This window comes from Yoonia sediminilitoris, assembly GCF_003058085.1.
Classification (GTDB): domain Bacteria; phylum Pseudomonadota; class Alphaproteobacteria; order Rhodobacterales; family Rhodobacteraceae; genus Yoonia; species Yoonia sediminilitoris.
Genome location: NZ_QBUD01000015.1, coordinates 1 through 23211, shown reverse-complemented (window position 1 = coordinate 23211; position 23211 = coordinate 1). Strand labels below are relative to the sequence as shown.

The 23211-nt window shown below is 57.6% G+C and carries 21 protein-coding genes, 1 tRNA gene and 1 riboswitch; of the genes, 13 read left to right on the top strand and 9 right to left on the bottom strand.

The window, feature by feature from the left end:
• Positions 1-13 precede the first annotated feature (13 nt).
• Positions 14-1513, top strand: coding sequence for a peptidoglycan-binding domain-containing protein (locus tag C8N45_RS19590; protein ID WP_108388135.1), 1500 nt, complete (start codon positions 14-16; stop codon positions 1511-1513).
• A gap of 150 nt (positions 1514-1663) precedes the next feature.
• Positions 1664-2476, top strand: a complete 813-nt coding sequence (locus C8N45_RS19585) for a hypothetical protein (protein ID WP_108388133.1) — start codon at positions 1664-1666, stop codon at positions 2474-2476.
• A 129-nt stretch (positions 2477-2605) separates the two neighbouring features.
• Here the strand turns inward: C8N45_RS19585 and C8N45_RS19580 are convergent, their stop codons facing one another.
• The 3 genes from C8N45_RS19580 to C8N45_RS19570 all read right to left on the bottom strand — a co-directional run bounded on the left by C8N45_RS19580 (position 2606) and on the right by C8N45_RS19570 (position 4286).
• Positions 2606-3805: a PPC domain-containing protein gene (locus C8N45_RS19580; protein ID WP_108388131.1), complete on the bottom strand. Its 1200-nt coding sequence runs from the start codon at positions 3803-3805 to the stop codon at positions 2606-2608.
• A gap of 206 nt (positions 3806-4011) precedes the next feature.
• Positions 4012-4137 carry a type B 50S ribosomal protein L36 gene (gene ykgO, locus C8N45_RS19575; RefSeq protein WP_010141322.1) on the bottom strand — a complete coding sequence of 42 codons (126 nt, stop codon included), beginning with the start codon at positions 4135-4137 and terminating at the stop codon, positions 4012-4014.
• 74 nt (positions 4138-4211) lie between these two features.
• Positions 4212-4286: transfer RNA gene (locus C8N45_RS19570), tRNA-Val, on the bottom strand.
• 151 nt (positions 4287-4437) lie between these two features.
• On the opposite strand from C8N45_RS19570, the gene C8N45_RS19565 reads away from it, so the two are divergent.
• The 3 genes from C8N45_RS19565 to C8N45_RS19555 all read left to right on the top strand — a co-directional run bounded on the left by C8N45_RS19565 (position 4438) and on the right by C8N45_RS19555 (position 8661).
• Positions 4438-5301, top strand: coding sequence for an N-formylglutamate amidohydrolase (locus C8N45_RS19565; protein ID WP_108388129.1), 864 nt, complete (start codon positions 4438-4440; stop codon positions 5299-5301).
• 150 nt (positions 5302-5451) lie between these two features.
• A complete protein-coding gene (locus tag C8N45_RS19560; RefSeq protein WP_108388127.1) occupies positions 5452-7782 on the top strand; it encodes a sensor histidine kinase in 2331 nt (776 codons plus the stop codon).
• A 249-nt stretch (positions 7783-8031) separates the two neighbouring features.
• Entirely contained in the window at positions 8032-8661 is a 630-nt protein-coding gene (locus C8N45_RS19555) for a response regulator transcription factor (protein WP_108388125.1), read from the top strand.
• A gap of 382 nt (positions 8662-9043) precedes the next feature.
• Here C8N45_RS19555 and C8N45_RS23805 read toward each other — a convergent pair whose 3' ends face one another.
• The 4 genes from C8N45_RS23805 to C8N45_RS19540 all read right to left on the bottom strand — a co-directional run bounded on the left by C8N45_RS23805 (position 9044) and on the right by C8N45_RS19540 (position 12079).
• The gene (locus C8N45_RS23805; protein WP_245882770.1) at positions 9044-9676 is read right to left on the bottom strand and encodes an ATP-binding cassette domain-containing protein; all 633 of its coding nucleotides are present in this window, start codon (positions 9674-9676) and stop codon (positions 9044-9046) included.
• A gap of 26 nt (positions 9677-9702) precedes the next feature.
• A complete protein-coding gene (locus C8N45_RS23800; protein WP_245882768.1) occupies positions 9703-10125 on the bottom strand; it encodes an ATP-binding cassette domain-containing protein in 423 nt (140 codons plus the stop codon).
• A 212-nt stretch (positions 10126-10337) separates the two neighbouring features.
• Positions 10338-10739, bottom strand: a complete 402-nt coding sequence (locus C8N45_RS19545) for a c-type cytochrome (protein WP_108388123.1) — start codon at positions 10737-10739, stop codon at positions 10338-10340.
• Between the two features lie 86 nt (positions 10740-10825).
• A complete protein-coding gene (locus tag C8N45_RS19540) occupies positions 10826-12079 on the bottom strand; it encodes a DNA polymerase IV (RefSeq protein WP_108388270.1) in 1254 nt (417 codons plus the stop codon).
• A gap of 222 nt (positions 12080-12301) precedes the next feature.
• A riboswitch (glycine riboswitch) is annotated at positions 12302-12397 on the top strand.
• Positions 12398-12426: 29 nt separating this feature from the next.
• Between C8N45_RS19540 and C8N45_RS19535 the strand changes: the two genes are divergently transcribed.
• From C8N45_RS19535 to C8N45_RS19525, 3 genes are read left to right on the top strand one after another with little or no spacing between them, the layout of a single operon-like run.
• The gene (locus C8N45_RS19535; protein ID WP_108388121.1) at positions 12427-13668 is read left to right on the top strand and encodes a D-amino acid dehydrogenase; all 1242 of its coding nucleotides are present in this window, start codon (positions 12427-12429) and stop codon (positions 13666-13668) included.
• 41 nt (positions 13669-13709) lie between these two features.
• Positions 13710-14603: an SPFH domain-containing protein gene (locus C8N45_RS19530; protein ID WP_108388119.1), complete on the top strand. Its 894-nt coding sequence runs from the start codon at positions 13710-13712 to the stop codon at positions 14601-14603.
• Positions 14603-14875: an NfeD family protein gene (locus C8N45_RS19525; RefSeq protein ID WP_108388117.1), complete on the top strand. Its 273-nt coding sequence runs from the start codon at positions 14603-14605 to the stop codon at positions 14873-14875. The genes C8N45_RS19530 and C8N45_RS19525 overlap by 1 nt, the downstream gene beginning before the upstream one ends.
• Before the next feature lie 25 nt (positions 14876-14900).
• Here C8N45_RS19525 and pyrF read toward each other — a convergent pair whose 3' ends face one another.
• Positions 14901-15614 (bottom strand): orotidine-5'-phosphate decarboxylase, encoded by a 714-nt coding sequence (pyrF, locus tag C8N45_RS19520; protein WP_108388115.1) that lies wholly within the window; start codon positions 15612-15614, stop codon positions 14901-14903.
• 297 nt (positions 15615-15911) lie between these two features.
• Here pyrF and clpB point away from each other — a divergent pair, with 297 nt between their 5' ends.
• The 3 genes from clpB (at position 15912) to C8N45_RS19505 (ending at position 19956) form a co-directional block, all read left to right on the top strand.
• Positions 15912-18524 (top strand): ATP-dependent chaperone ClpB, encoded by a 2613-nt coding sequence (gene clpB / locus C8N45_RS19515; protein ID WP_108388113.1) that lies wholly within the window; start codon positions 15912-15914, stop codon positions 18522-18524.
• Between the two features lie 314 nt (positions 18525-18838).
• Positions 18839-19330, top strand: coding sequence for a hypothetical protein (locus C8N45_RS19510; protein ID WP_108388111.1), 492 nt, complete (start codon positions 18839-18841; stop codon positions 19328-19330).
• A complete protein-coding gene (locus C8N45_RS19505) occupies positions 19318-19956 on the top strand; it encodes a hypothetical protein (protein WP_108388109.1) in 639 nt (212 codons plus the stop codon). The genes C8N45_RS19510 and C8N45_RS19505 overlap by 13 nt, the downstream gene beginning before the upstream one ends.
• Positions 19957-20392: 436 nt before the next feature.
• On the opposite strand, the gene C8N45_RS19500 is transcribed toward C8N45_RS19505, so the two are convergent.
• Positions 20393-20869 (bottom strand): fasciclin domain-containing protein, encoded by a 477-nt coding sequence (locus C8N45_RS19500; RefSeq protein WP_108388268.1) that lies wholly within the window; start codon positions 20867-20869, stop codon positions 20393-20395.
• Between the two features lie 288 nt (positions 20870-21157).
• Between C8N45_RS19500 and msrP the strand changes: the two genes are divergently transcribed.
• Both msrP and msrQ read left to right on the top strand, forming a co-directional pair.
• The gene (msrP, locus tag C8N45_RS19495; protein WP_108388107.1) at positions 21158-22054 is read left to right on the top strand and encodes a protein-methionine-sulfoxide reductase catalytic subunit MsrP; all 897 of its coding nucleotides are present in this window, start codon (positions 21158-21160) and stop codon (positions 22052-22054) included.
• 39 nt (positions 22055-22093) lie between these two features.
• On the top strand, positions 22094-22708 hold the full coding sequence (msrQ, locus tag C8N45_RS19490; protein ID WP_108388105.1) for a protein-methionine-sulfoxide reductase heme-binding subunit MsrQ: 615 nt from the start codon (positions 22094-22096) through the stop codon (positions 22706-22708).
• Positions 22709-23211: the final 503 nt, after the last annotated feature.

The following is a 23211-nucleotide window of genomic DNA, read 5'->3' as shown; positions in this document are numbered from 1 at the left end:
AAGGAGCAACCCGATGCGCCAGACAATTTTTGCAACGGTTTTGGCCATGATGGCCGCGCCTGCGTTGGCCGAGGATACGGCCCTGTTGTTGGGGATTGAACGCTACAGTGACCTTGGCCGCGTGCCGGGGGCTGACAATCTGGCGAATGCAGAAGATGCATTGCGCAGCGCAGGTTACGCAGTTGAAAGCGCAATCAACAGTGATGGTGCGGATATGTTGCCGATGTTGAACCGTTTTGCGGCTGATGCAGCGACGGGCGATCGGTTGATTGCTGGTGTCGCGGGGCGGTTTTACACCAATGGGGACCAGACCTGGCTGCTGGCTGCTGATGCCCGCCGTCCGTCGGTCTTTGGCATGGGCGATGCGGTCGTGTCGCTGGATATGCTGATGGCCGTCATGGGGCAGGCACCCGGTCAGGCGCTGCTTGTGGTTGGTGTCGAGAGTGGGGATGATGATCAGATCGGCGCGGTCCTGCGCGAAGGATTGGGCGATCTGGATGTGCCCCAAGGCGTCACGGTCGTGGTGACCTCCCCAAATGCTGTTGACGATGTGCTGGAACGTGCAGCCCGGCCTGGTGGCGATGTGATGGCTTATGTGCGTGACACCCGCCGTGTCAGTGCGTTGGGCTATCAGCCGCGCACGCTTGTCTTGCAGCCGCAAGAAGGGACCGCGCCGGCCCCTGAAGTGGATGCGACATTGCGGTTCTGGAATGACGCGCAAGAGGCAAACAGCGCTGACAGCTATCGTGATTTTGTGCTGAACTACCCGCAAAGCCCCTATGCCGCAGAGGCACGGCGCAGGCTTGATGCGATCGAGAGTGACCCGATCAGGCAGGCGGAACTGATCGAGGACAGTCTGAACCTGAACCGCAGTGACCGCCGTGCGATCCAGCGCAATCTGACGCTGCTTGACTATAACACACGCGGCGTTGACGGGATTTTCGGCCCCGGCACGCGTGGGGCTGTCCGCAACTGGCAGCAACGCAACGGGTTTGAGCAGACATCCTTCCTGACCCGTGAACAGATTAGCCGGATTGATGCACAGGCCGCGCGCCGTCAGGCTGAAATTGATGCAGAGGCCGAGCGCGCGCGTCAGGAGGCTTTGCGTCTGGACCGCGCCTATTGGGAAGAAACCGGCGCACGTGGCGATGTGGCGGGGTATCGCGCCTATCTTGACCGCTATCCGAACGGGACCTTTGCGGAAGAGGCCAAATCGGAACTGGACAAGCTGGCCCCGCCAGAGCGCCCCACAGAACAGGTGCAAAGACCGTCGGCGCAGGACAATGCGGCGGCGCGCGAGGCTGAACGGCAGTTGAATATCAATCCCATCCTTGGTCGTCTGATCGAAACGCGGTTAGCACAACTGGGGTTTGAGCCCGGCACTGTTGATGGCCGCATCGACCGCGACACACGCGGCGCGATTGCCCGCTATCAGACCAACCGCAACCTTCCGGCGACTGGATATCTGAATCAACCAACCTTGGCCCGTTTGCTGGCCGACAGCTTGCGGTGATCGCAATTGTGCCCCTTTTGACCCGGCTGGATCTGGCCGGGGCAGGTTTGGTCCGATCACTGCCAGCGCATTCGACAGAACGCCGGAATGTGTCTATGGTGACGCCGGTCAGGGGTGTTTTCTGTGCTTCGACCGGTCAGGTGCAAAGGTATGAAATTTATCAGAGTTTGCCGCAATGCGGCTGTAGTCCTGATGATTTTGGCGGCCAGCGGATGTGGTGGCGGGCAGCAGGAGGCCACGGCACCCGCCCAACTGGACCAGAATCCGGTGCCACTGATCCAGTATCCGGCGCAGCAGATCAGGTTCAACAGCGTCGCCCTGTTTGAACAAACCGATGCCCGTTTCCTGCGCCTGACAGAGGTCAGCACGGGCGACACGCTGGAGCTTTTTGCTGAGGTTCCAAACGTCCCCGGGATCCCGTCAAACTTTTCGTCTTTCGTTAGCGGCGGTGGTGATCAATATGCTATCGTCGGCAAAACGCCGTCTGGTGCCGGTTGGGTGATATCGGGCGCGGAGACTATTCCGCATCAGCTTGAAAGTCTGGAAGAGTCCACTTTGCCCGACGCGCGCCTTGGTAGGGTGCAATATACCGGGGATTATGTTGGCCAGTATGCGCGCGACGACGGTGTGACGGTCGATTTTGGTCATATGTTGGGCGATGCCACCATCCGCGTGGATTTTGCAGCAGGCATGGTCGAAGGCGAGATTACAGGCCGCGCAAATACGGGTAGAACGATGGCGGAGCCAATCACGCTGCTACCCGGAGATTTCGAGAACGGACTTTGGAGAGGCCGCACCGAAGGCGGGCAGTTCGTGGGTGGTGAAGCACTAAACGGGGGGGATCACATCGGACTAGTGACCGGAAGCGCGGGTGAAGAGGTCATCGCGGCTATTCAGATCCGGCATCGGCTTGGCGCAGCGGAATACCGCGAAGCCGGGTCCATCGTTGCAACCGCTGAATAAAGCCGGGCGCGTGTCATTCAATGCCCGCCGGAAGCGAGGTGCTGACCGGGGACAGGTTGCGAAGGGGTGGCACACCCGACCCTTGGTGAGGAGGACGGACCATTGCTGAAATGGTCCGTCCTCTGCTGCTTATTTTGCACGCACGTAACGCTCGGCCACCAGACGGATCAGGCCGGTCGCTTCGTCATAGTGTTTGACGCCAACGACATAGGTGCCCGGATCGGCCTTGACCACGACAAGACTGTCGCGTTTGTCGCCGTAGTCATCATTTTGCGCGATCTGGCGGCCCAGATCATCATAAACAGTCAACCAGGGATCACCGTCGCCGACGCCAATCGCCTCGATCAGAAGCAGGCTGTTGTCGTCAACGTCGATGGTGAACCAACTGACGGTGCCGCTGGCCTGCACATCCTGCCGGACGCGTGTGTCGAGTAGCCCCAAGGCAGTAACAGGGTGGCTGCCGTCAAGCGGCGGAGAGGCCTCGCCCGAATCGTAGAGCCGTTGCAAGGCCGCCGCCGGATCAAAGGTTGTGACAGTCACTGTCACCGGCGCGGTTGCATCATCAAGCGCCTGCAAGCCGATGCAGTAGGTGCCCGCAGCCAGCGGCTCTGTCATGTCAAGGCGGGGGTTCAACCCGTCGGTGTCGTCGTTTTCGGCGAGGCTGCTGTTGTTGCTATCGTAGAGTGTCATGACCGGGTCGGCGGCTTCGTTTGTGGCTGTGATGCTGACGGGGGTGGGTGCATCCAGTGAGAAGCTCCAGAAAGGCGTGTCTGCGATTGATGCTGTGGCGCTGGTGTCGATACCGCCCAAGGGGACTGCTGCCGCGCAACCCGTGCTGGCGTCGACATTTTCAATTTCGCCGATGCCTTCTGTCAGCGGTTCCTGATCGGTGCGGCTGACCCGGACAAAGGCGGTCATCGGGCCCCCTTCGTAGCTGCGCAGATTCATGCAGTAGGTACCAGGGTTGAGAAAGGTTTCCGCTCTGGCGGCGCCATTGCCCCCGGAATCATCATCCGACAGGACGATGCCGCCGCTTTCGTCCAGCAGGTCAATGACCGGATCGCCTGCGCCACGCCCTGCCGCCTCGACCCGGACTTCGGTGCCGGTGCCAACGGAGAAGAGCGCCACATATTCGTTGCCCCCCAGCACAAGCGCCATCTGTTCCAGATAGCTGTCTGCATTGCTGATATCTGACGATGCGGCATCCCCGCCAATCCACACGCCGCCCGTGCCGGCCCCGCCACACAGATTACCTTGCGCAAAACCGGGGGAGGCCAGCCCAAGAAGCGTCAAGGTGATGGCACTGGATGAAAATTGGCGCAGGGTCATGCGGTGGGTCCTTATATGCGAGGCTGACGTCGCCGCATGTTATGGCCTCTCGTGCAGCTTTGGCTAGCCTGTGTGGCATAAAACTACATCGCATTTTGCACAGTGTGGATGCGTTAAAACGCATCTTACGCAAGCGTATCTGTTCCAAAACGAAAAAGGGCCGCGCCAGCATCTGGCGCGACCCTTTTCAAATTTGCTGCTTTGGTTCAGCCTTGGCGGGCTTTGAACCGACGCTGCGTCTTGTTGATCACATAGACGCGGCCCTTACGGCGCACGACGCGGCAATCGCGATGGCGCTGCTTGAGCGAGCGGAGGGAGTTACGTACCTTCATGGGTCCGTTCCTTCATGTCGCGGCGCGCGGATTGCGCCTTAGGTTGCATTGCGGGCCTTGGCCCGGTGAATTCATGGTGGACGATACTGGGATCGAACCAGTGACCCCTTCGATGTCAACGAAGTGCTCTACCGCTGAGCTAATCATCCATGTCTGCCGATGTGCCGCCCGCCCTATAACGAAATAGGACGCGAGCCATGCCCACGTCAGTCGTGCGGTCTATAAAAGGAGTCGGGGGAGGGATCAAGGCCTTTTGGTATTTTCCCGAATTGGGCTATCTATGGGTGAAAGGAGCACCGCTTGTTCGAATCTGCCTATCATCTTGTCCGGCCTGCGCAACGCACGACAAGCGTTGTTTTCGCGTCTCCGCATAGCGGGCGCGACTATCCGGCGACGTTTCTGAACAGTGCGGTCCTGAATGCGCATGAAATACGGTCGTCAGAGGATGCCTATGTCGATCAGCTTTTTGCTGGTGCGCCGGACCATGGTGCGCCGCTGCTGTCGGCCCGCGCGCCGCGCGCCTATCTGGATTTGAACCGCGCCCCGGACGAACTTGATTCGGCCCTGATCGAAGGGGTCCGCCGCCATGCGCATAACCCCCGTATTGCCAGCGGCCTTGGGGTGATTCCCCGTGTGGTCGCCAATGGCCGTCATATTTATCGGGGCAAACTGTCCCTCGTCGAAGCCCATACGCGCATCGCCCGGTACTGGCGCCCGTATCATGACCAGCTGCAAACGCTTCTGGATGAAAGCAACAACCAGTTCGGCGAGGCGATATTGATCGATTGCCATTCCATGCCCCATGAAGCGCTTGAAAACGTGGCCCCGCCCGGATCACCCCGCCCGGATATCGTTTTGGGCGACCGTTTCGGTGCCACCGCCGCTGCCCGTGTGGTTGAGCGTGTCGAGATGGCATTTGACAAGGCCGGGTTGCGCGTTGCGCGCAATATGCCTTTTGCCGGTGCCTTTATCACCCAGCATTACGGCCGTCCCCCCCGTGGCCAACACGCCATTCAGGTGGAAATCGACCGCGCACTTTATATGAATGAAAAGACGCTGGAGCCGCACGCAGGTTTTGATGCGTTTGTGCATCTTCTGGACGGTGTCATCGCTGATCTGGCCGAGATTGGCCGCCCCGATGTGGTACAGGTAGCTGCCGAATGACCGGTTTACTCATGCAGGGGCATAGGTCGTTTTGCCTATAGACCTGATCTGGACGCTCAAAGATACATCAATGATGCAAAACCGCAGGGCAGACCAGAGCAGAGCCTGCCTTGTCCGCGCCACTGTGCAGGTTCGAGGGAGCAAAGCGGCATGAAGACATCTTTGGGGCTTGTTCTGGCGATTTGTCTGGCTGGCCTTCAGTTCGTTGCGATTATCGTCGTTGTGTCATCGTCTTATCTGACCTCAGAGCGTGTCTTGCTGGACCATGCGCGCAATTTGCTGAGTGACGTCGGCACCAACACAATCGCCCATTCCCAAGGGTTTCTGGACCCCGCACGGGGGGCTGCCGAACTGGCCGCCCGTCTGGCCCGCAACCGTGTTGTGGCCAGCGAAAACACCCGGCTGCTTGAACAGCTTTTGTTCCAGCAGCTGCAAATTGCGCCGCAGTTCGCCGGCGTTTTTTATGGCGATCAGGATGGCAATTTTGTCTATGTGATGCGCACCGACGGGCCGGGGCCATTCCGCAGCAAGATCATTTCCCACGATGGGGGCGTGCGCGAAACAGAACTGACATGGCGCAATGAAAACTTTGGAATTGTAGAGCGCCGTCCGGACCCGCAGGACACATACGACCCCAGAGCGCGCCCATGGTACATCAAAGCGCAGGCGGAACGCGGTACGATCTGGACCGATCCTTACATCTTTTTCAGCGCACAAACGCCGGGCATCACGATTGCAGCCCCTGTCATTGAACCAAATGGCGAAGTGCAGGGCGTCATTGGCGTCGATATCGAAATCAGCGCCATTTCGGACTTTCTTGCCAATCTCCAGATCGGGGAGAACGGCACCGCGCTGATCATGAATGGCAATGGCGATGTTATTGCGCACCCGGACTCAGAGATGCTCAAGGCGGCCAATGCAGACGGGACCTTTCGGTTCGCAGGGATCGAGGAATTCGGCGACCCGATTGCGCGCGCGGCTTTTGGGCATCTGTCCGAGCTTGAGTTTGTTTCTGTCGCAGCCGAAACCTACGCCGAGTTAAGCTATGATGGTGCGGATTATGTATCGACCCTGATGCCGATTATCAGCGCCGAACTGCCTTGGACCATTGCGGTCTATGCGCCGAAGAGTGATTTTATCGGCGCTATTCTGGAAAGCCGCAGGCAGGATGTATGGGTGGCCGCGGCCATCGCACTTGTGACCGGTGTTGTGGGCCTGTTTCTGGCGAACTACATCAACAAGCCCGTTCAGGCCTTTGCTGTGCGCGCTGCCCTGATTTCACAGGGCGAAATCGACCCCTCCGCGCCGACTCCGAAAACCTACAAAGAGCTTGAGCGCGCCAACGAGGCGCTGAACGCCGAGATATTACAGCGAAAAAACTCAGAGCTGGAATACGGCCAGACATTTGAATTGTCATCGCGTGGGATGGTGCAGGTTGATCCTGAAAATGGGCGTTTTTTGCGGGTGAATGAAGAATTTGCAGACATGTTCGGCTATAGCGTGGATGAGATCATGCAGATGAAAGCGACTGACTTTGGCGTGGGTGACGAAGGGCTCCGGTTTCCACTGGCGCCGGGTGATGGCAGCTATACCAACGCGGCCGAGTTTCAGGCGCGTCGTACCCGCAAGGACGGGCAGGATATCTGGATCAAGGTCAATGCTATCCTGATCCGCGACAGTGCAGGCAACCTGCTGCATGCGGTTGCCACGATTGATGACATTACCAAGACCGTTACCGCCGAATCCCAGATCAGAAAGCTGAACAGAGACCTGTCGCATATTGCGAGAGGCGAATTGTTGGGGCAGATCGCGGCGGGTCTGGCCCATGAGCTTAACCAGCCGCTGACCGCGATTACGCAGGACGCCGACGCCGCGCTGCATACGATTTCGGAACGGGAAGAACCTGACGACGAGCTTGTGCAAATCCTTAAGGATCTGGATCAGCAGGCCCATCGCGCGGCAGACATCATCAAGGCATTGCGCGGATTTGCGCGAAAGGGCGAAGAGTGGAAGTCACCTCTGGACCTTGGGGATCTGATCGAGCAATCGCTGAGCCTTGTGCGCCCCGAAGCGACAGAAAACGGGGTTAGGATCAAGGTTGCCCCGTTTGATGCGCTTCCCGAGGTTTATGGAATCAGGGTTCAGATCGCGCAGGTCATTGTCAATTTGCTGCGCAATGCTGTCGAGGCGATCGCGAACAGTGAGAGCGAGACGAAGAAAATCATGGTCTCTGCCGAGGTCGCAGGGAATTTTGTTGAAGTCTGTGTCGCAGACAGTGGCCCTGGCGTTGATCCTTCGCTTAATCTGTTCACCCAGTTTGAAACGACAAAAAGTGATGGCATGGGCCTGGGGCTGTCTATCTGCAAGTCCATCGTTGAGCAGGGCGGCGGTCGCATCTGGCTGGATACGACATATGAGGCTGGCGCACGCTTCTGTTTCACCATTCCGACGACCGATCATGGCGTCTCGCGAAAAACCTGAGTCACAGCGTTTCGGGCAACCCGGTGCGCCGGTCCTATGTCATGGGCGTTTCGCCTTTGGCTGATGCCTCGGGTGAGGGCCGAAGCGTTGCAATGGCCCGTTCCGGCGCTTTTTTGTGCATTTGACGGCTGTCATTCGGTGCCATGCAAGCGATTTTGGGCTCACTGCGGCCGGCAGCAAGAGTTTACCTGTTCTTATCTGCGGCTGGTTGCGCTATTCATAAGGCTCTATTTGTAAAGGTATATTCTGATGGCCGAATGCGATTCGACTGTTTTTGTGATCGACGATGATGAAGGAATCAGGTTTTCGCTCGCCCGGGCGCTGGGCAAGCGCGGGTTTGTCGTCGAAACATTTGCATCGGCTACGGCATTTCTGGAAGTCTTTGATGCCAGCCAGACAGGATGCATTGTGCTGGATCACGGTATGCCGGACATGACGGGGCTGGAATTGCAGGCCAAGCTGGTGGCCGACGGGTTTACGGTGCCGATCATCTTTATCACAGGGCACGGCGGCGTGCCTGAATCCGTACAGGCCATGAAAGCGGGTGCCATCGACTTTCTTGAAAAACCTTTCCGGACAGAAGCGCTGGTGGAACGCATCAAAGAGGCGATCAAGACCAACGCATCAAAATCGGCGCAACGTGAAAAAGCGCTGGAAGCCAAGGCCAAGCTGGACATGCTGACATCGCGGGAAATGGAAATTGTTGCGCTGATCGTGTCTGACCCGTCCAATACGACAAGCAAGGAAATTGCGCGGGTCCTTGATATCAGCCCACGGACTGTGGATCACCATCGGGCACGTATCCTTGAAAAATTGCAGATCAAATCCATTGTTGAACTGATTGACCTGACGATCTCTTCAAATTCGGTTACCCGTTAGCATTCGGCATTTGTCACGTGCGGTGGACTGCCGGGATGTTTCCACTCAAAAAACACCCCAGCAGCTGAAAATGGACTTTTAAAAACTTACTACCTGCCACATCAATGTCATGGCATCATCATCAACAAATCGGGTTGTCTTTTATTTAACCACCGCTATCACTGTCTGGTCAAATCACTCACTCACCCAACAGTGCAGTTAATGTCGTCTAAATTCGCAGCCTTTGATATTGTCGTGATTGCCTAGGTAGATTTGCCTATATCCGGCGCCAAATTGGGCTTTTTTAGGGCAAATATCGCGGAAATGACAGGAATATGGCGAAAAGAAGGCAGATGATTGCAGGTCGGGGGTAGGCCAAGTCTGCCGCCTCTCACAGGAACCGCTAGTGCCGGACCATTTCGCTTTGCAAAAACGCTTCCGGATCATCGACTTCAACCAACCTTTTGCGGTCGATCTGCCAGAACCGGTTCCCGACGTTGCGCAGAAAGCTGCGGTCGTGGCTGACCAGCAGGCAAGAGGCCCCGTGATGGATCAACTCTTCTTCCAGCGCTTCTTGTCCCGCGATGTCCAGATGGTTGGTTGGTTCGTCCAGCAGATAGAAATTGGGCTGTTGCAACCGCAGGATCAGCATGGCCAGCCGTGCTTTCTGGCCGCCGGACAAGGCCCCGATTTTGGTGTCCTGCATCTGGATATTCACCCCGGCCCCGGCCAATAGTCCGCGTGCCCGTTGGTCGCCCACATCAAATGTGCCTGCGACAGCGGTCATCGGTGTGTCGGTGTCGTCAAGCTGGCTCAACTGTTGGTCGGAATATCCACAGGCGATTGTCGGCGCGCATTTGACGGCCATCTCTTCGCCCGACAGCGCGCGGTGGATCATCTTGACCAGTTGCGTTTTGCCGGTGCCGTTGGTGCCCAACAGGACGACCCTGTCGCCTTGGGCAATCCATTTCTTGTCGGTGCGATAAAGCGTGCGCCCGTCCGGCGTTGCGACGGTGGCATCGTCCAGCGTGATCAACGCCTTTGCATGGGTGCCGCTGTTGGTCAGTTTGATATCGCCGGCCCCGCGTTCGTTGTGCGCTGCCAGCCCCCGCTGAGTTCTTGCAGCGGCTTTTGCTGCAATGGATAGGGCACTTTCAGGTCGTCCAGAACCACATCGACGCGCCAGCTTTCATAGTCTGCTTGTTCTTGCGGCAGGGCATCCAGCACCATCTGGTAAATCGTTTTTTCCAGATCACCGGACGGCACATTCTGGGTGACATGGCCCACGCGCAGACCTCGGGCGCGGGTTATGTCGCCGCTGGTCTGTTCGAACGTTCCCGCAAGACAGCCCATCAGCGTTGATTTCCCCCGGCCGTTCGCCGCGACAAGCCCAATGCGACAGCCTTTGGAAATAGTGAATGTGAGGTCGGTGAAAAGCGGGTCGCCCAAGGTGACACCAAGGGACTGGATGTTGAGAATGGTCATGAAAGTCTCTGCACATAGAACTTATGCCGCAAGCGGCAGGATGGGCAGACCGTAAGAGGGTCAGCCCTGCAAACGCATTTACAGGGCGGAACGGGGACCATGCTGAAGTCGGCGGATGATACGCATGTTCAGCTTGTGCCCTCCTGTTGTTCATGTGTGACCAATGCACAAACGGTAGGGGCGCGCAGGTTTTGGGTCAAGCGCGCTGCATACTATTTTTGGATGCTTTCAAGATAGTAGGCCAGCGACAGGATTTTGGCGCGGGTATAGACGACCGACCCGTATTCGATATCGCCTGCTTCGGCATTGAAGACCGCACCATAGACCGGCATTGGCCCGCCGTGTCCGCGCAAGCCTGTGCGCCCGTCGATGATGTGGATCACCTCGAGCATCGGGAAAACGCCGTCGTTGTTTTCTTTCAATACTGTCAAATCCGACACCTTTGTCGTCATCAGTTCCGTCAGTGGGCCGTCCCCTGTGCCGGAGGCCCCATGACAGGTTGCGCAATACTGACTGTAGACGTTTTCGCCCAGGTCGTCTTGTGCGTATCCGGCAGACCCTGACAGGGCAGCAAGGCAGGCAGCAGTGTAAATCAATAATTTGGGGGTTCTCATCCGGTGCTCCTTTTCTGACGAAACTCCGATGAGGTTACAGTTGGAGCGGCAAGAGCGATTGATTTTGATCAAGACAGCGATTGACGCTAGCGCAAGGCCCGCCCTTTGATGATCGCGTCAGCGCCGAATTTCGCGCGGATCAGGTCGGCGGCTTTTTCCGCTTTGGCCCGTTTGCCTGCGTCGGGGTCCAGCAGGTCGCCTTCACGGTCGGCACCGTCGGCCGATGTGATGTCAGACAGGCCGACCCCCAGCAATCTGTAGGGCCCTTTGTCGCCTGTCTGGTCGAATAGTGCGCGCGCCGTGCGATAGATTGTGTCGGCAATTTGCGTTGGGTGCCGCAGGCTTTGCCGTCTGGTGATACCCTTGAAATCGGAGGTTTTGAGTTTCAGCGTCACCACGCGCCCTGCCTTGTCTTTGGCCTTGGCCCGCGCGCTGACTTTTTCCGCCATGCGCCAGATGTGCCCGTCAAGGATATCAGGGTCGTTGGTGTCCTCGTTGAATGTCGTTTCATTCGACAGGGTTTTGACAGGACTGTGCGCCGAAATGCGCCGCCCGTCCTCACCCCGGGCCAGGGAATAGAGCCGCTCGCCCATGCCGCCGAAACGATCATGCAAATCGCGTCTGTCCCAACGCAGCAAATCATCAAAGGTGCGGATGCCGGCGGCGTTCAGGCTGGCCTGTGCAGCCGGGCCGATCCCCCAGATCAGCCGCACCGGTTTGGGTCGCAGAAAGGCGGTCGTTTCAGCCTTGCCGATAATCGAAAATCCGCGCGGCTTGTCGAGGTCAGAGGCCACCTTGGCCAGAAATTTGTTGTGTGACAGCCCGATTGAGCCGGTCAGACCCACTTCGGATTTCATCCGCTTGATCAACCGGGCCAGCATCACGGCCGGGGGTGCCCCGTGCAGACGGGCGGTGCCTGTCAGGTCCATGAATGCCTCGTCCAGTGACAGTGGTTCGACGATGGGGGTCAGTTCGTCCATCATTTCGCGGATCGCGCGGGAGGCTGCGACGTAGGCATCGAACCGGGGCCGCACCACGACCGCTTCGGGGCAAAGTTTCAGCGCCTTGAACATCGGCATCGCGGATTTGACGCCCTTGATCCGCGCCACATAACAGGCGGTGGATACCACCCCGCGCCGCCCGCCCCCGATGATGACGGGCTTGTCGGAAAGTGCGGGATTGTCGCGCTTTTCGACGGATGCATAGAACGCATCACAATCCATATGGGCGATGGTCAGGTCAAACAGTTCCGGGTGCCGCGTCACCCGTGGACTGCGGCAGTTTGGACAACGAGTTTCGCTGTCAAATGTGGTCAGGCAATCGCGGCACAGGGCTTGCATTGTCTTATGATAAGCCTTGCGTATGCGCGAAACAACACGGCCTTGTGTGGTGCATTTGCGGGGGCCGAAAACAATATGCGCTTCACCCCAAAATTTCGTTTGCCAGAACAATTTCTGTGGCGTAGATGCGCCATAGAACACACACCAGCCGGGAGAGACGGTTAGGTCTGTCGCCGAAGGAGCAACCGCCCCGGTCACTCTCAGGCAAATGGACCGGTTGGGGTGCAACACGCCGAAGAGTGGCCTTCGATGGCCCGCCGAAGGAGCAAACCGCAGACATGCGGCGAATCTCTCAGGCCCAATGACGGCGGGGGCAGCGCGCAAGCGCAAATGGTAGGAGAAATGCCATGCCCTCTATTGCTGTCCTTGGGGCCGGTATCACCGGTGTCACCACTGCTTATTCCCTTTTTGTGCGCGGTTTTGACGTGACCGTCTATGACCGCCAGCGCTATGCGGGGATGGAAACCAGCTTTGCCAATGGTGGCCAGCTCAGCGCGTCCAACGCGGAAGTCTGGAATCAGTGGTCCACTGTCCTGAAGGGCATCAAATGGATGTTCGAGGGTGAAGCCCCCTTGTTTGTGAACCCGCGCCCCGGCTGGCACAAGGTCAGCTGGATGACCGAGTTTCTGGCCAATATTCCCCGCTACAAGACCAATACGATCAAGACTGCGGGCATGGCCGTTGCCGCGCGTGCCGGTCTGGCCGAGATGGCCGAAAAATCAGGCGTTGATTTCGACTTCAGCCCGGCGGGTATCCTGCATTTCTACAAAACGGAAAAAGACCTGAAACATGCGCGCATGGTCAACGGCCTGTTGGCCGAGGGCGGGCTGGAGCGGCACGAATTGTCGGTGGATGAGGTGCTGGCCCGTGAACCCACATTGCGCGGCGATATCATTGGCGGGTTCTGGACCGAAAGCGACAGTACCGGTGATATTCACAAGTTCACCATGGGCTTGGCGGATTGGCTGAAAAAGCAGGGGGTCCAGTTCAAGCTTGGCGCGCCTGTCACCGATCTGCACGTCAAAGAGGATGGCGTTTATGTCGAATGCGGCCATGAAGAACGGTTCGACGGGATTGTCGTGTCGGCGGGTGTCGCCAGCCGCAAATTTGCGCATATGCTGGGTGACCGGGTCAATATCTATCCGGTCAAAGGCTATTCGATCACCGTCAACCTTGATGACGCGGCCAGTCAGGCCGCAGCACCCACAACGTCATTGCTGGATGACAAGGCCAAGATCGTGTCCTCCCGGTTGGGCAAAAACCGGCTGCGGATTGCGGGCACTGCTGAATTCAACGGTGAAAATCGCGACATTCTGGAACGCCGCGTCCGCCCGCTTGTCCGCTGGTGTGAAGAGCATTTTCCCGATGTATCCACGGAAAACTGTGTGCCATGGGCGGGTTTGCGCCCGATGATGCCCAACATGATGCCACGGGTCGGACCGGGCAGGAACGCGCGTGTGTTTTACAACACAGGCCATGGACACCTTGGCTGGACGCTCAGCCCGGCTACTGCTGACGCCATTGGTGCAACAATAGCGGCGCGGTTCAAGAGTAACAGCGTCCCCTTGCATAGATTGCAAGAGGCGTAAGTTGCCCCTATCTGTTTCTCAATCATATGAGGGACAGATAAATGTCAGCTGAAGAATTGCTCTCTGAATTTTTAGGCCAGAATGTGTTTTACCTCGTTCTGGCCATTTTCATTATTGTCTGCATCATGGCGGGCGTCCGGATTGTGCCCCAGTCTGAAAAATACGTTGTCGAACGTCTGGGGCGGCTGCGGTCCGTGTTGGGGCCGGGGATCAATTTCATCGTCCCGTTTCTGGATCGGGTCCGGCACAAGGTGTCCGTGCTTGAACGCCAATTGCCTGCCATGACACAGGATGCCATCACGTCGGATAACGTCCTGGTGCAGGTCGAAACATCCGTGTTCTACCGGATCATTGAACCTGAAAAGACAGTCTACCGTATCCGTGACGTGGATGCGGCGATCTCGACCACTGTGGCGGGCATTGTCCGGTCAGAGATCGGGCGGATGGAACTGGATCAAGTGCAGGCAAACCGTGCCAACCTGATTGATGCGGTGCGAAATCAGGTCGCCCAGCAGGTCGATGATTGGGGGATCGAGGTGACGCGTGCGGAAATTCTGGATGTGAACCTTGATGCGGCGACCCGTTCGGCGATGTTGCAGCAGTTGAATGCAGAGCGCGCGCGGCGGGCACAAGTGACCGAAGCCGAAGGTTCAAAGCGGGCGGTGGAGTTGCAGGCGGACGCCGATCTTTATGCTGCCAAGCAAGAGGCAGAGGCGCGCCGCGTGCTGGCCGATGCAGAGGCTTACGCGACGCAGGTCGTTGCCGTCGCCATTGCAGAGAACGGTTTGGAGGCGGCGCAATATCAGGTGGCATTGAAACAGGTTGAGGCACTGCAAAAACTTGGCGCAGGGGCGGGCAACCAGACTGTTGTTCTGCCCGCAAACGCGCTGGATGCTTTTGCTGATGCATTTCAGATGTTGAAAGGACGTGGCTGATGCTGCTTTGGGCTGAATGGTGGGTCTGGATGTCGGGTGCGCTGATACTGGCCACGCTGGAGGTGCTGATACCCGGATATATCTTTCTGGGTTTCGCAATCGGTGCGGCTGTCATGGGATTGTTGATATTGGTCGGCATCTCCGCGAGCGGGCTGCCGCTGACGCTGGTGATTTTTGCGGGCCTGTCGTTGCTGTCCTATCTGGCGATGCGCAAGTTCTTTGGGCTGCGCAAAGGGCAGGTCAAGATCTGGGACACTGATATCAACGAGTAAGATGGATCTTGATCCATCCCCCCCCTCAATTTGGCGTACGCGCCTGCGGTGAGGTAAGTTCTGCCAGAATATCGAGGGCCGCCTGCCGCGGGTTTGCAGCCTGCCAGATCGGTCGCCCGACGACCACATGATCGGCCCCGTTGGCGATTGCCTGTGCTGGCGTCATGACACGTTTTTGATCCCCCGGATCAGCGCCCACCGGACGGACGCCCGGTGTGACGATCAGTTTTCCTTCCGCTTCCGGCAACGCCCGGATCAATGCGGCTTCCTGTGGTGACGCAATCACACCGTCCGCTCCGCTGGACAGCGCGATACCCGCCCGTTCCTGCACCAGATCGCTGACATCTCCGGCCTTGATGCAAGACGCGTCCAGGTCGCCGCGGTCAAGTGACGTCAGGATCGTCACCGCAAGGATCTTCATGTCGGATCCGCCAGCCCCCTCGCGCGCCGCGCGCACTACATGCGGGTCGCCGTGGACCGTCAGGAAATCCAGATCAAACTGTGCTACGCCCCGCACGGCGGCTTCGACCGTTGCGCCGATGTCAAAGAATTTCATGTCCAGAAAAATACGCTTGCCATGCTCTTGTTTGAGCTCATTGGCCAGCGCCAGCCCGCCTCCCGTCAGCATCCCCAAACCGATTTTGTAGAAACTGACGCTGTCTCCGAGCGTTTCGGCCAGATCAAGCCCCGCCAGAACATTGGGTACATCCATTGCAACAATCAGGCGGTCATCGGACATTTTGCGGCTCCCCTTGGATTACAACTGTCCCCTAGCAGCCAATGTGGAAATGATAAAGGCGCAGCCGGTTTTGATCTGTCTCAATGACAGTGGCAATTTCTTCTGTACCCAGACATGACATCAAAGCGCTTCGATCAAACCGGAGAAAAGCAAAAGTTCACTCCGCCTATGGGATTCCATAACGCCGGCCCTTGCGACACCACGTCTCGGCCCCCATTTACAAAATGAGGCCCAAACAAAGGATGTGCCGCCAAGTCGGGCATCCACCCAGTCGGGCGCTTAACAAAGGAGAGACCCATGAACTTAGACAAGTTCACCGAGAGGTCGCGCGGATTCATTCAGGCCGCCCAGACCATCGCTATGCGTGAAAACCACCAGCGTTTCACGCCCGAGCACCTTCTCAAGGCATTGATGGACGATGAAGAAGGGCTTGCCGCCAATCTGATTACCCGCGCGGGCGGTGATCCGGATGCCGTGCGTGTCGCGGTTGACGCGTCCCTTGCCAAACTGCCGCAAGTCACTGGTGATGCTGCACAGGTGTATCTGGATAACCAGACCGCAAAGGTCGTGGATGAGGCCGAAAAGCTTGCCAAAAAGGCGGGCGACAGTTTTGTGCCGGTTGAGCGGATGCTGACGGCTCTGGCTGTCGTGAAATCCAAGGCCAAGGACGCATTGGATGCAGGCAGCGTGACCGCGCAGGGACTGAACAGCGCCATCAACGATATCCGCAAGGGCCGCACCGCTGACAGTGCGACTGCCGAAGACAGTTTTGAAGCACTTGCCAAATATGCCCGCGATCTGACCGAAGCGGCAAGTCAGGGCAAGATTGACCCGATCATTGGCCGCGACGAAGAAATCCGCCGCGCGATGCAGGTCTTGTCACGCCGGACCAAGAACAATCCGGTTCTGATCGGTGAACCCGGCGTTGGTAAAACGGCGATTGCCGAGGGTCTTGCCCTGCGCATCATTGACGGCGACGTGCCCGAAAGTCTGCGTAACAAAAAGCTGATGTCGCTGGACATGGGGGCCATGATTGCGGGCGCGAAATATCGCGGTGAGTTTGAAGAACGCCTGAAGGCTGTCCTGAAAGAGATCGAATCTGCCGCTGGCGAAATCATCATGTTCATTGATGAAATGCATACGCTTGTGGGTGCTGGTGCGTCCGAGGGCGCGATGGATGCGGCGAACCTGATCAAACCGGCCCTTGCGCGTGGCGAATTGCACTGCATCGGTGCCACGACGCTGGCCGAATATCGCAAGTATGTTGAAAAAGACGCGGCCCTTGCCCGCCGTTTCCAGCCATTGATGATCGAAGAGCCGACAGTCACGGACACTGTCAGTATCCTGCGTGGGATCAAGGAAAAATACGAACTGCACCACGGTGTGCGGATCAGTGACAGCGCCCTTGTGGCTGCTGCGACCCTGTCGCACCGCTATATCACCGACCGTTTCCTGCCGGACAAGGCCATCGACCTGATGGACGAGGCCGCCAGCCGACTGCGCATGGAAGTGGACAGCAAGCCCGAAGAACTGGACGCCATCGACCGTCAGATCCTGCAATTGCAGATCGAGGCCGAAGCGTTGAAGAAAGAGGATGACGCCGCCTCTGTCGACAGGCTGGAGCGTCTGGAAAAGGAGCTGGCCGACTTGCAGGAGCGCGGGTCGGAAATGACCGCGAAATGGCAGGCAGAGCGTGACAAGCTGGAAGGCACACGCCACGTCAAGGAACAGTTGGACCGTGCCCGCGCCGATCTGGATATCGCCAAGCGCGAAGGCGATCTGGCCAAGGCTGGTGAGCTGTCTTACGGCGTTATTCCCGATCTCGAACGCAAGCTGGCTGATGCGGAAGGCAACGAAGACCTGATGGTCGAGGAAGCCGTGCGCCCTGAGCAGATTGCCGAAGTGATCGAACGCTGGACCGGTATTCCGACCTCCAAGATGCTGGAAGGCGAGCGTGACAAGCTGCTGCGCATGGAAGAAGAACTGGGCAAGCGGGTCATCGGTCAAAAGACCGCCGTCAAGGCTGTTGCCAATGCGGTCCGCCGCGCCCGCGCTGGCCTGAACGACGAGAACCGCCCGCTTGGGTCGTTCCTGTTCCTCGGGCCAACGGGTGTGGGTAAGACCGAACTGACCAAGGCCGTTGCCGAGTATCTGTTTGACGATGACAGCGCGATGGTCCGGATCGACATGTCCGAGTTCATGGAAAAACACGCCGTGTCGCGGCTGATTGGTGCCCCTCCGGGCTATGTCGGCTATGACGAAGGCGGCGTGCTGACCGAGGCCGTGCGGCGCAGACCCTATCAGGTTGTCCTGTTTGACGAAGTCGAAAAGGCGCACCCGGATGTGTTCAATGTTCTGTTGCAGGTTCTGGACGACGGTATTCTGACTGACGGGCAGGGCCGGACGGTGGACTTCAAGCAAACGCTGATTGTTCTGACGTCGAACCTTGGCGCGCAGGCGCTGAGCCAATTGCCTGACGGGGTCGACGCCTCTGATGCCAAACGCGATGTGATGGAAGCCGTGCGGGCGCACTTCCGCCCGGAATTCCTGAACCGTCTGGACGAAACCGTGATCTTTGACAGGCTTGCCCGTGAAGATATGGCAGGGATCGTGCAGATCCAGTTGCAGCGTTTGATGAAACGGCTTGCCGGGCGCAACATCACCGTTGATCTGGACGATGCCGCGCTGAAATGGCTGGCAGAGGAAGGCTATGATCCTGTCTTTGGTGCGCGGCCACTCAAGCGGGTGATCCAGCGTTCCTTGCAAGACCAGCTTGCCGAGATGATTTTGGCGGGCGATGTCATGGACGGCGATCAGATCAGCGTCAGCGCAGGCGCGGACGGTCTGATTGTGGGTGATCGGGTTTCAGCATCAAACCGGCCACGCCCGGATGATGCGGTCGTTCACTAAGCCCGAAGCATACTGCAAAGAAAGGCCCCGCCACATGCGCGGGGCCTTTTCGATTCTGAGCAAAGACTCAAGCCCGATGGTTTTTGTTCAGCGTTACCAAGGGCGGCTACCGGGACGAAGTTGCCGCTCATTAGTCATAAGCCAACATCTGCAAACTGCCCAAAGTCACCATCCGACACTGCCTCAAATCTGGCGCCAAACCCCGACGCTCCACCACTTGCATTCACACAGAGTTCATTAGGTAGAAAACCACGCGAAGAAGATTTCCCCAGAAGTTGCGCGACAGTCAGCCTCTCCACTGCTAATATCCAATTATGCGAATTCTCAAGTCATCTCTTCAAATTCTGGCCATCCTTGTTTTGATAGGCGGGGCTGTTCTTGCGCTCAACTCTGGCCGTTCTTTCGGGGCGAATGCGCCAAGCGATAGCGCACTTACGATAGGGCAAGGTGCGCTGGACGGACTGACCTTTACGACGAACCTTGCACCACAAGGCAAACCCGGTGCGATACGGGATGCGATGTTTTTCCGGAATGGTCAGTTCTTGTCGTTGGAGTGTGAAGACCGCTGTAATTATCCAGCCTCAGCTTACTTTTCGCGCGAAGTCGTAGACGGCCATGAATTTGTAGTTGAGGCGTGGTGTCCGACAAAAGATGCGACAATGGTTTGGCGGGGCCAGATCATAGACGACAAGGTATCAGGGACCGTCACATGGTCCGTGCGCCGGTTCTATTGGACTGTCGGCACAGTCCTGGAATTTTCAGGCGACTTGGCGACGGAAGAGGAAGTGGCAGCTTGGCGACCATAATCCGCGGACTTCTCCGTGTCGCGGCGTTGCTTGCTTTGATCTTCTTTGGCCATGAAGTGATTGCGGTCGTCAGTTCTTGGTTGGAAATCAAACTGATGCCTCACACTGAGGACATGCTGCATCGCTCAATTGTCGCGGGCACCATAGTTTATGTTGTGCTGATGGCGATCCCTTTCGTGCCCGGTGCAGAGATTGGGCTGACGTTACTCACGGCTTTGGGTGGCGCGTTGGCGCCGCTCGTGTATCTTGCGACGGCGGTCAGTCTGATGACCGCCTACTTGGTTGGTCGCTTGATGCCAGCTTCTGTCTTGCAGCGTGGTCTGTCCGCCGTCGGATTGGCACGCATGGCAGCACTCGTTGGTGAAGCTGCAACCTTGACGGACGCAGACTTGCAGCAAAGGCTGGCAACAATGACGGCGTCGCCGTTTCTCAAATCACTCTTGCGCTATCGTTACATTGCATTGGCTTTGGCGGTGAATATGCCTGGCAACATTGTGATTGGCGGCGGTGGCGGCATAGCATTGATGGCGGGCCTGAGCCGGATGTTCACCCCTGTTTCGTTTCTTCTGACGATCTTGATCGCGGTACTGCCTGTGCCACTGCTTTTCTATGTCAGTGCCCTCTAAACTGGAGTACTTTTTGTCAGAGCCCGAGGCATTTTCCCATACGGGGTGAATGTTTAAACTGGGCTCGGTGTTGCCGTTGGCGTTCCTAATCTGAATAGTGCTTACCGCCGACGATAATAAACAGCGCTGTTTGATGATGACATTGGCGGCGCGTTTACGGTCCAGTCCCGATCATACCGTATTGGGCCGCATAAAATGCCCCTATTGCTGACCAACGACAGGCCATTTGCCCCGTTCAGATTGTTTGAAAGCCTGTTGCCAGTGTCTATTGTGTGCCAATAATCACCGAAACTGCCCGCCGTTCCAGGCGTTCTACGCCTTGCGCGGCATACGGTTTTGCTGGTCGATCCGCCGGATGGCGTCAATGCGAGAGAGCCGATTGTTCAGGTGAGGAAAGGGCGGCGCTGTGCGCGCCGCCCCCTTTTTGTTTCTCGCCTTAGCTTGGTGGCAGGATCACCTTGTCGATCACATGGATCACGCCGTTTGACGCTTCCACGTCGGCTGTGACCACGGATGCATCATTCACCATCACGCCGCCTTCGGTCATGATCTTGATGTCAGCACCGTTGACGGTTGCTGCGGTCATGTCATTGGTCAGGTCTGTGGACATCACCTTGCCTGACACAACGTGGTAGGTCAGGATCGCGGCCAGTGCTTCGGGGTCTTCCAGCAGGCCCTCGACTGTGCCTTCGGGCAGAGCTGCGAAAGCGTCGTCGGTGGGGGCAAAGACTGTGAACGGCCCGTCGCTCTTGAGCGTGTCAACCAGACCAGCGGCTGTTGCGGCTGCCAGCAATGTGCTGAAAGAGCCTGCTTCTGCGGCGGTGTCCACGATGTCCTTGCTGTGACCGGCCGCAAAGGCGGTCGTTGCCATAGCTGCGGATGCGGTCAGTGCGAAAAATGTTCTGCGTAGCATGTTTTTCTCCGATTTAACGAATGCCCTTTCGTTCGGCATCGTGTCTTTTACGGTGGAATCCGGGGCCGGATCACCGGGGAAAATCGCTAGTCCGGCTTGACGGAAAACCTGGAAAAACTAAGCCAGCGTGTTTTTGTTTTTCCAGTCACAGAACTGTTATTGCCTGTCATCGCAGCTGTGAAATCCGCTCTGATTTGCAACATTTCAGTGTGCTGGCGGGAACGTGAGACATTTTTCAGTCAATCTGCACTATATGACGAATGAAGAACGCTTTGACTGGAGGCCCTGATGGCACATCGCTGGAAAAATACCCTGACCGCCGCAGACGTGACACCCAAGGCGGCCTATCTGAACAGACGCCAGATATTGGCCGGCACTGTCGGGTTGGGTGCAATTGGTCTGGCCGGCCCTGCCGCTGCTGCAAATATGGAACCGAATACGCTGGAAGAAATCACCAGCTACAACAACTATTACGAGTTCGGCACCGGCAAAGAGGACCCGGCCCGCAACGCAGGGGCGCTGGTGACATCGCCCTGGTCCATCAAGGTTGACGGCATGGTGGATAATCCCGGCGATTATGCCTTGGCTGATTTGCTCGGCGGGCTCACGGTCGAGGATCGCATCTATCGCTTTCGCTGCGTCGAAGCATGGTCGATGGTCATTCCTTGGAACGGTATCGAACTGGCCGATATTCTGGCCAAGGTAGGCGTGCAGTCGGGCGCCAGATATGTCGCCTTTGAAACGGTTGTGCAGCCGGAGAATATGGTCGGTGTGCGGCGCCGTGTGCTGGATTTCCCCTATGTCGAGGGGCTGCGTCTGGATGAGGCGATGCATCCGCTGACAATCATGGCGACGGGCATTTATGGCCAGCCGATCGCAAACCAGAATGGCGCGCCAATCCGGTTGGTGGTGCCGTGGAAGTACGGGTTCAAGTCAATCAAGTCCATCGTTCGGATTACATTGACCGACAAGCAACCGCCAACGAGCTGGAACAAGGCGAATGCCCGCGAATACGGATTCTACAGCAATGTGAACCCGCAAGTGGACCACCCGCGCTGGTCACAAGCGACCGAACGCCGGATTGGCGGCGGCCTGTTCGCAGCCCGTCAGGATACAGCGATGTTCAACGGCTACCCCGAAGTGGCCAGCCTGTACGCAGGCATGGACCTGCGGGAAAACTACTGAACAGATGACACAATATACTACTGTCTGTCGGAAAGCGTCATGACCCTCACCCAATCGATCAATGGTGCGCTCCGCAGGGTCCCGGCCTGGCCGATCTATGTTGCCGTAGCGGTCTATGTGGTCTGGCAATTCTATCTGGCAGCAACCCAGACGGGCCGCTACCTGGTTGAACCGATCAACGCACTCGAGCGTGAATACGGAGAGACTGCGCTGACGCTGTTGGTGGCTGGTTTGATGGTGACGCCGCTTCGCAACTGGACCGGTGTGACCCTGCTGAAATTCCGGCGGGCCATTGGTGTCAATACCTTCTTTCTTGTGGTAGCGCATTTACTGGTCTGGGTGGTTCTGGATGTGCAGTCGCTTGAACGTGTCTGGACCGAGATCGTGAAGCGCCCCTATGTCACAGTGGGAATGGCCTCATTCCTGATGCTGCTGCCCTTGGCGCTGACGTCGAACAACCTGTCGATCCGCAAATTGGGTGCGGCGGGCTGGCGGCAGCTTCACCGGCTGACGTATCCTGCCGCGGTTTTGGCCGGGGTCCACTATTTGTGGCTGGTCAAAGGCTTCCAATTGGAGCCGATCATCTACATGGGTGTCATTGTCGGGCTGATTGTGGCACGGGTGAAGTGGCAGCGAAGACATGTCACAACATAGGCGCCCGTTCATGCACTAAGCAGCCTGTCCGGGGGGCGCTTGCGTGCCGGGCTGGTTTCTGAATCTTCAAACGGTTTGATTACGCGCCAAGGCGCGAATCCAGAACCCGGCATGGGATGACGCCGGATTTTGGGATATTGTCTTGTGAATTGGGACGTTTCACTCCCCCGAGTCGGCTCCAAGATGGTTAAGAATCTATTGAGAGGGCGATTTGGGCCTGCGCTCATGTAGTTTTTGGCACTGAGTCTCGCGCGCACTTGTGGGTAAGTCTGTGCGTAACCCCAAATCTGGTATGTTCCGTTTTCATTCCGCCTAATAAAATTGCACCGCTACCCGAGGTCCGCGCAATATTTCTTTCCTAACGCACTGCAATTAAGGGAAAAATCAGGAATGTCACAAAAAATACGTTTTTCTTGAAAAAGGGGGTTGCGGGTGTGCTTTAGTAGCCGTAGAACCCCCCTCACCGGCGGCGCAGAGATGCACTGGCGGGGCGCTGGAGAGGC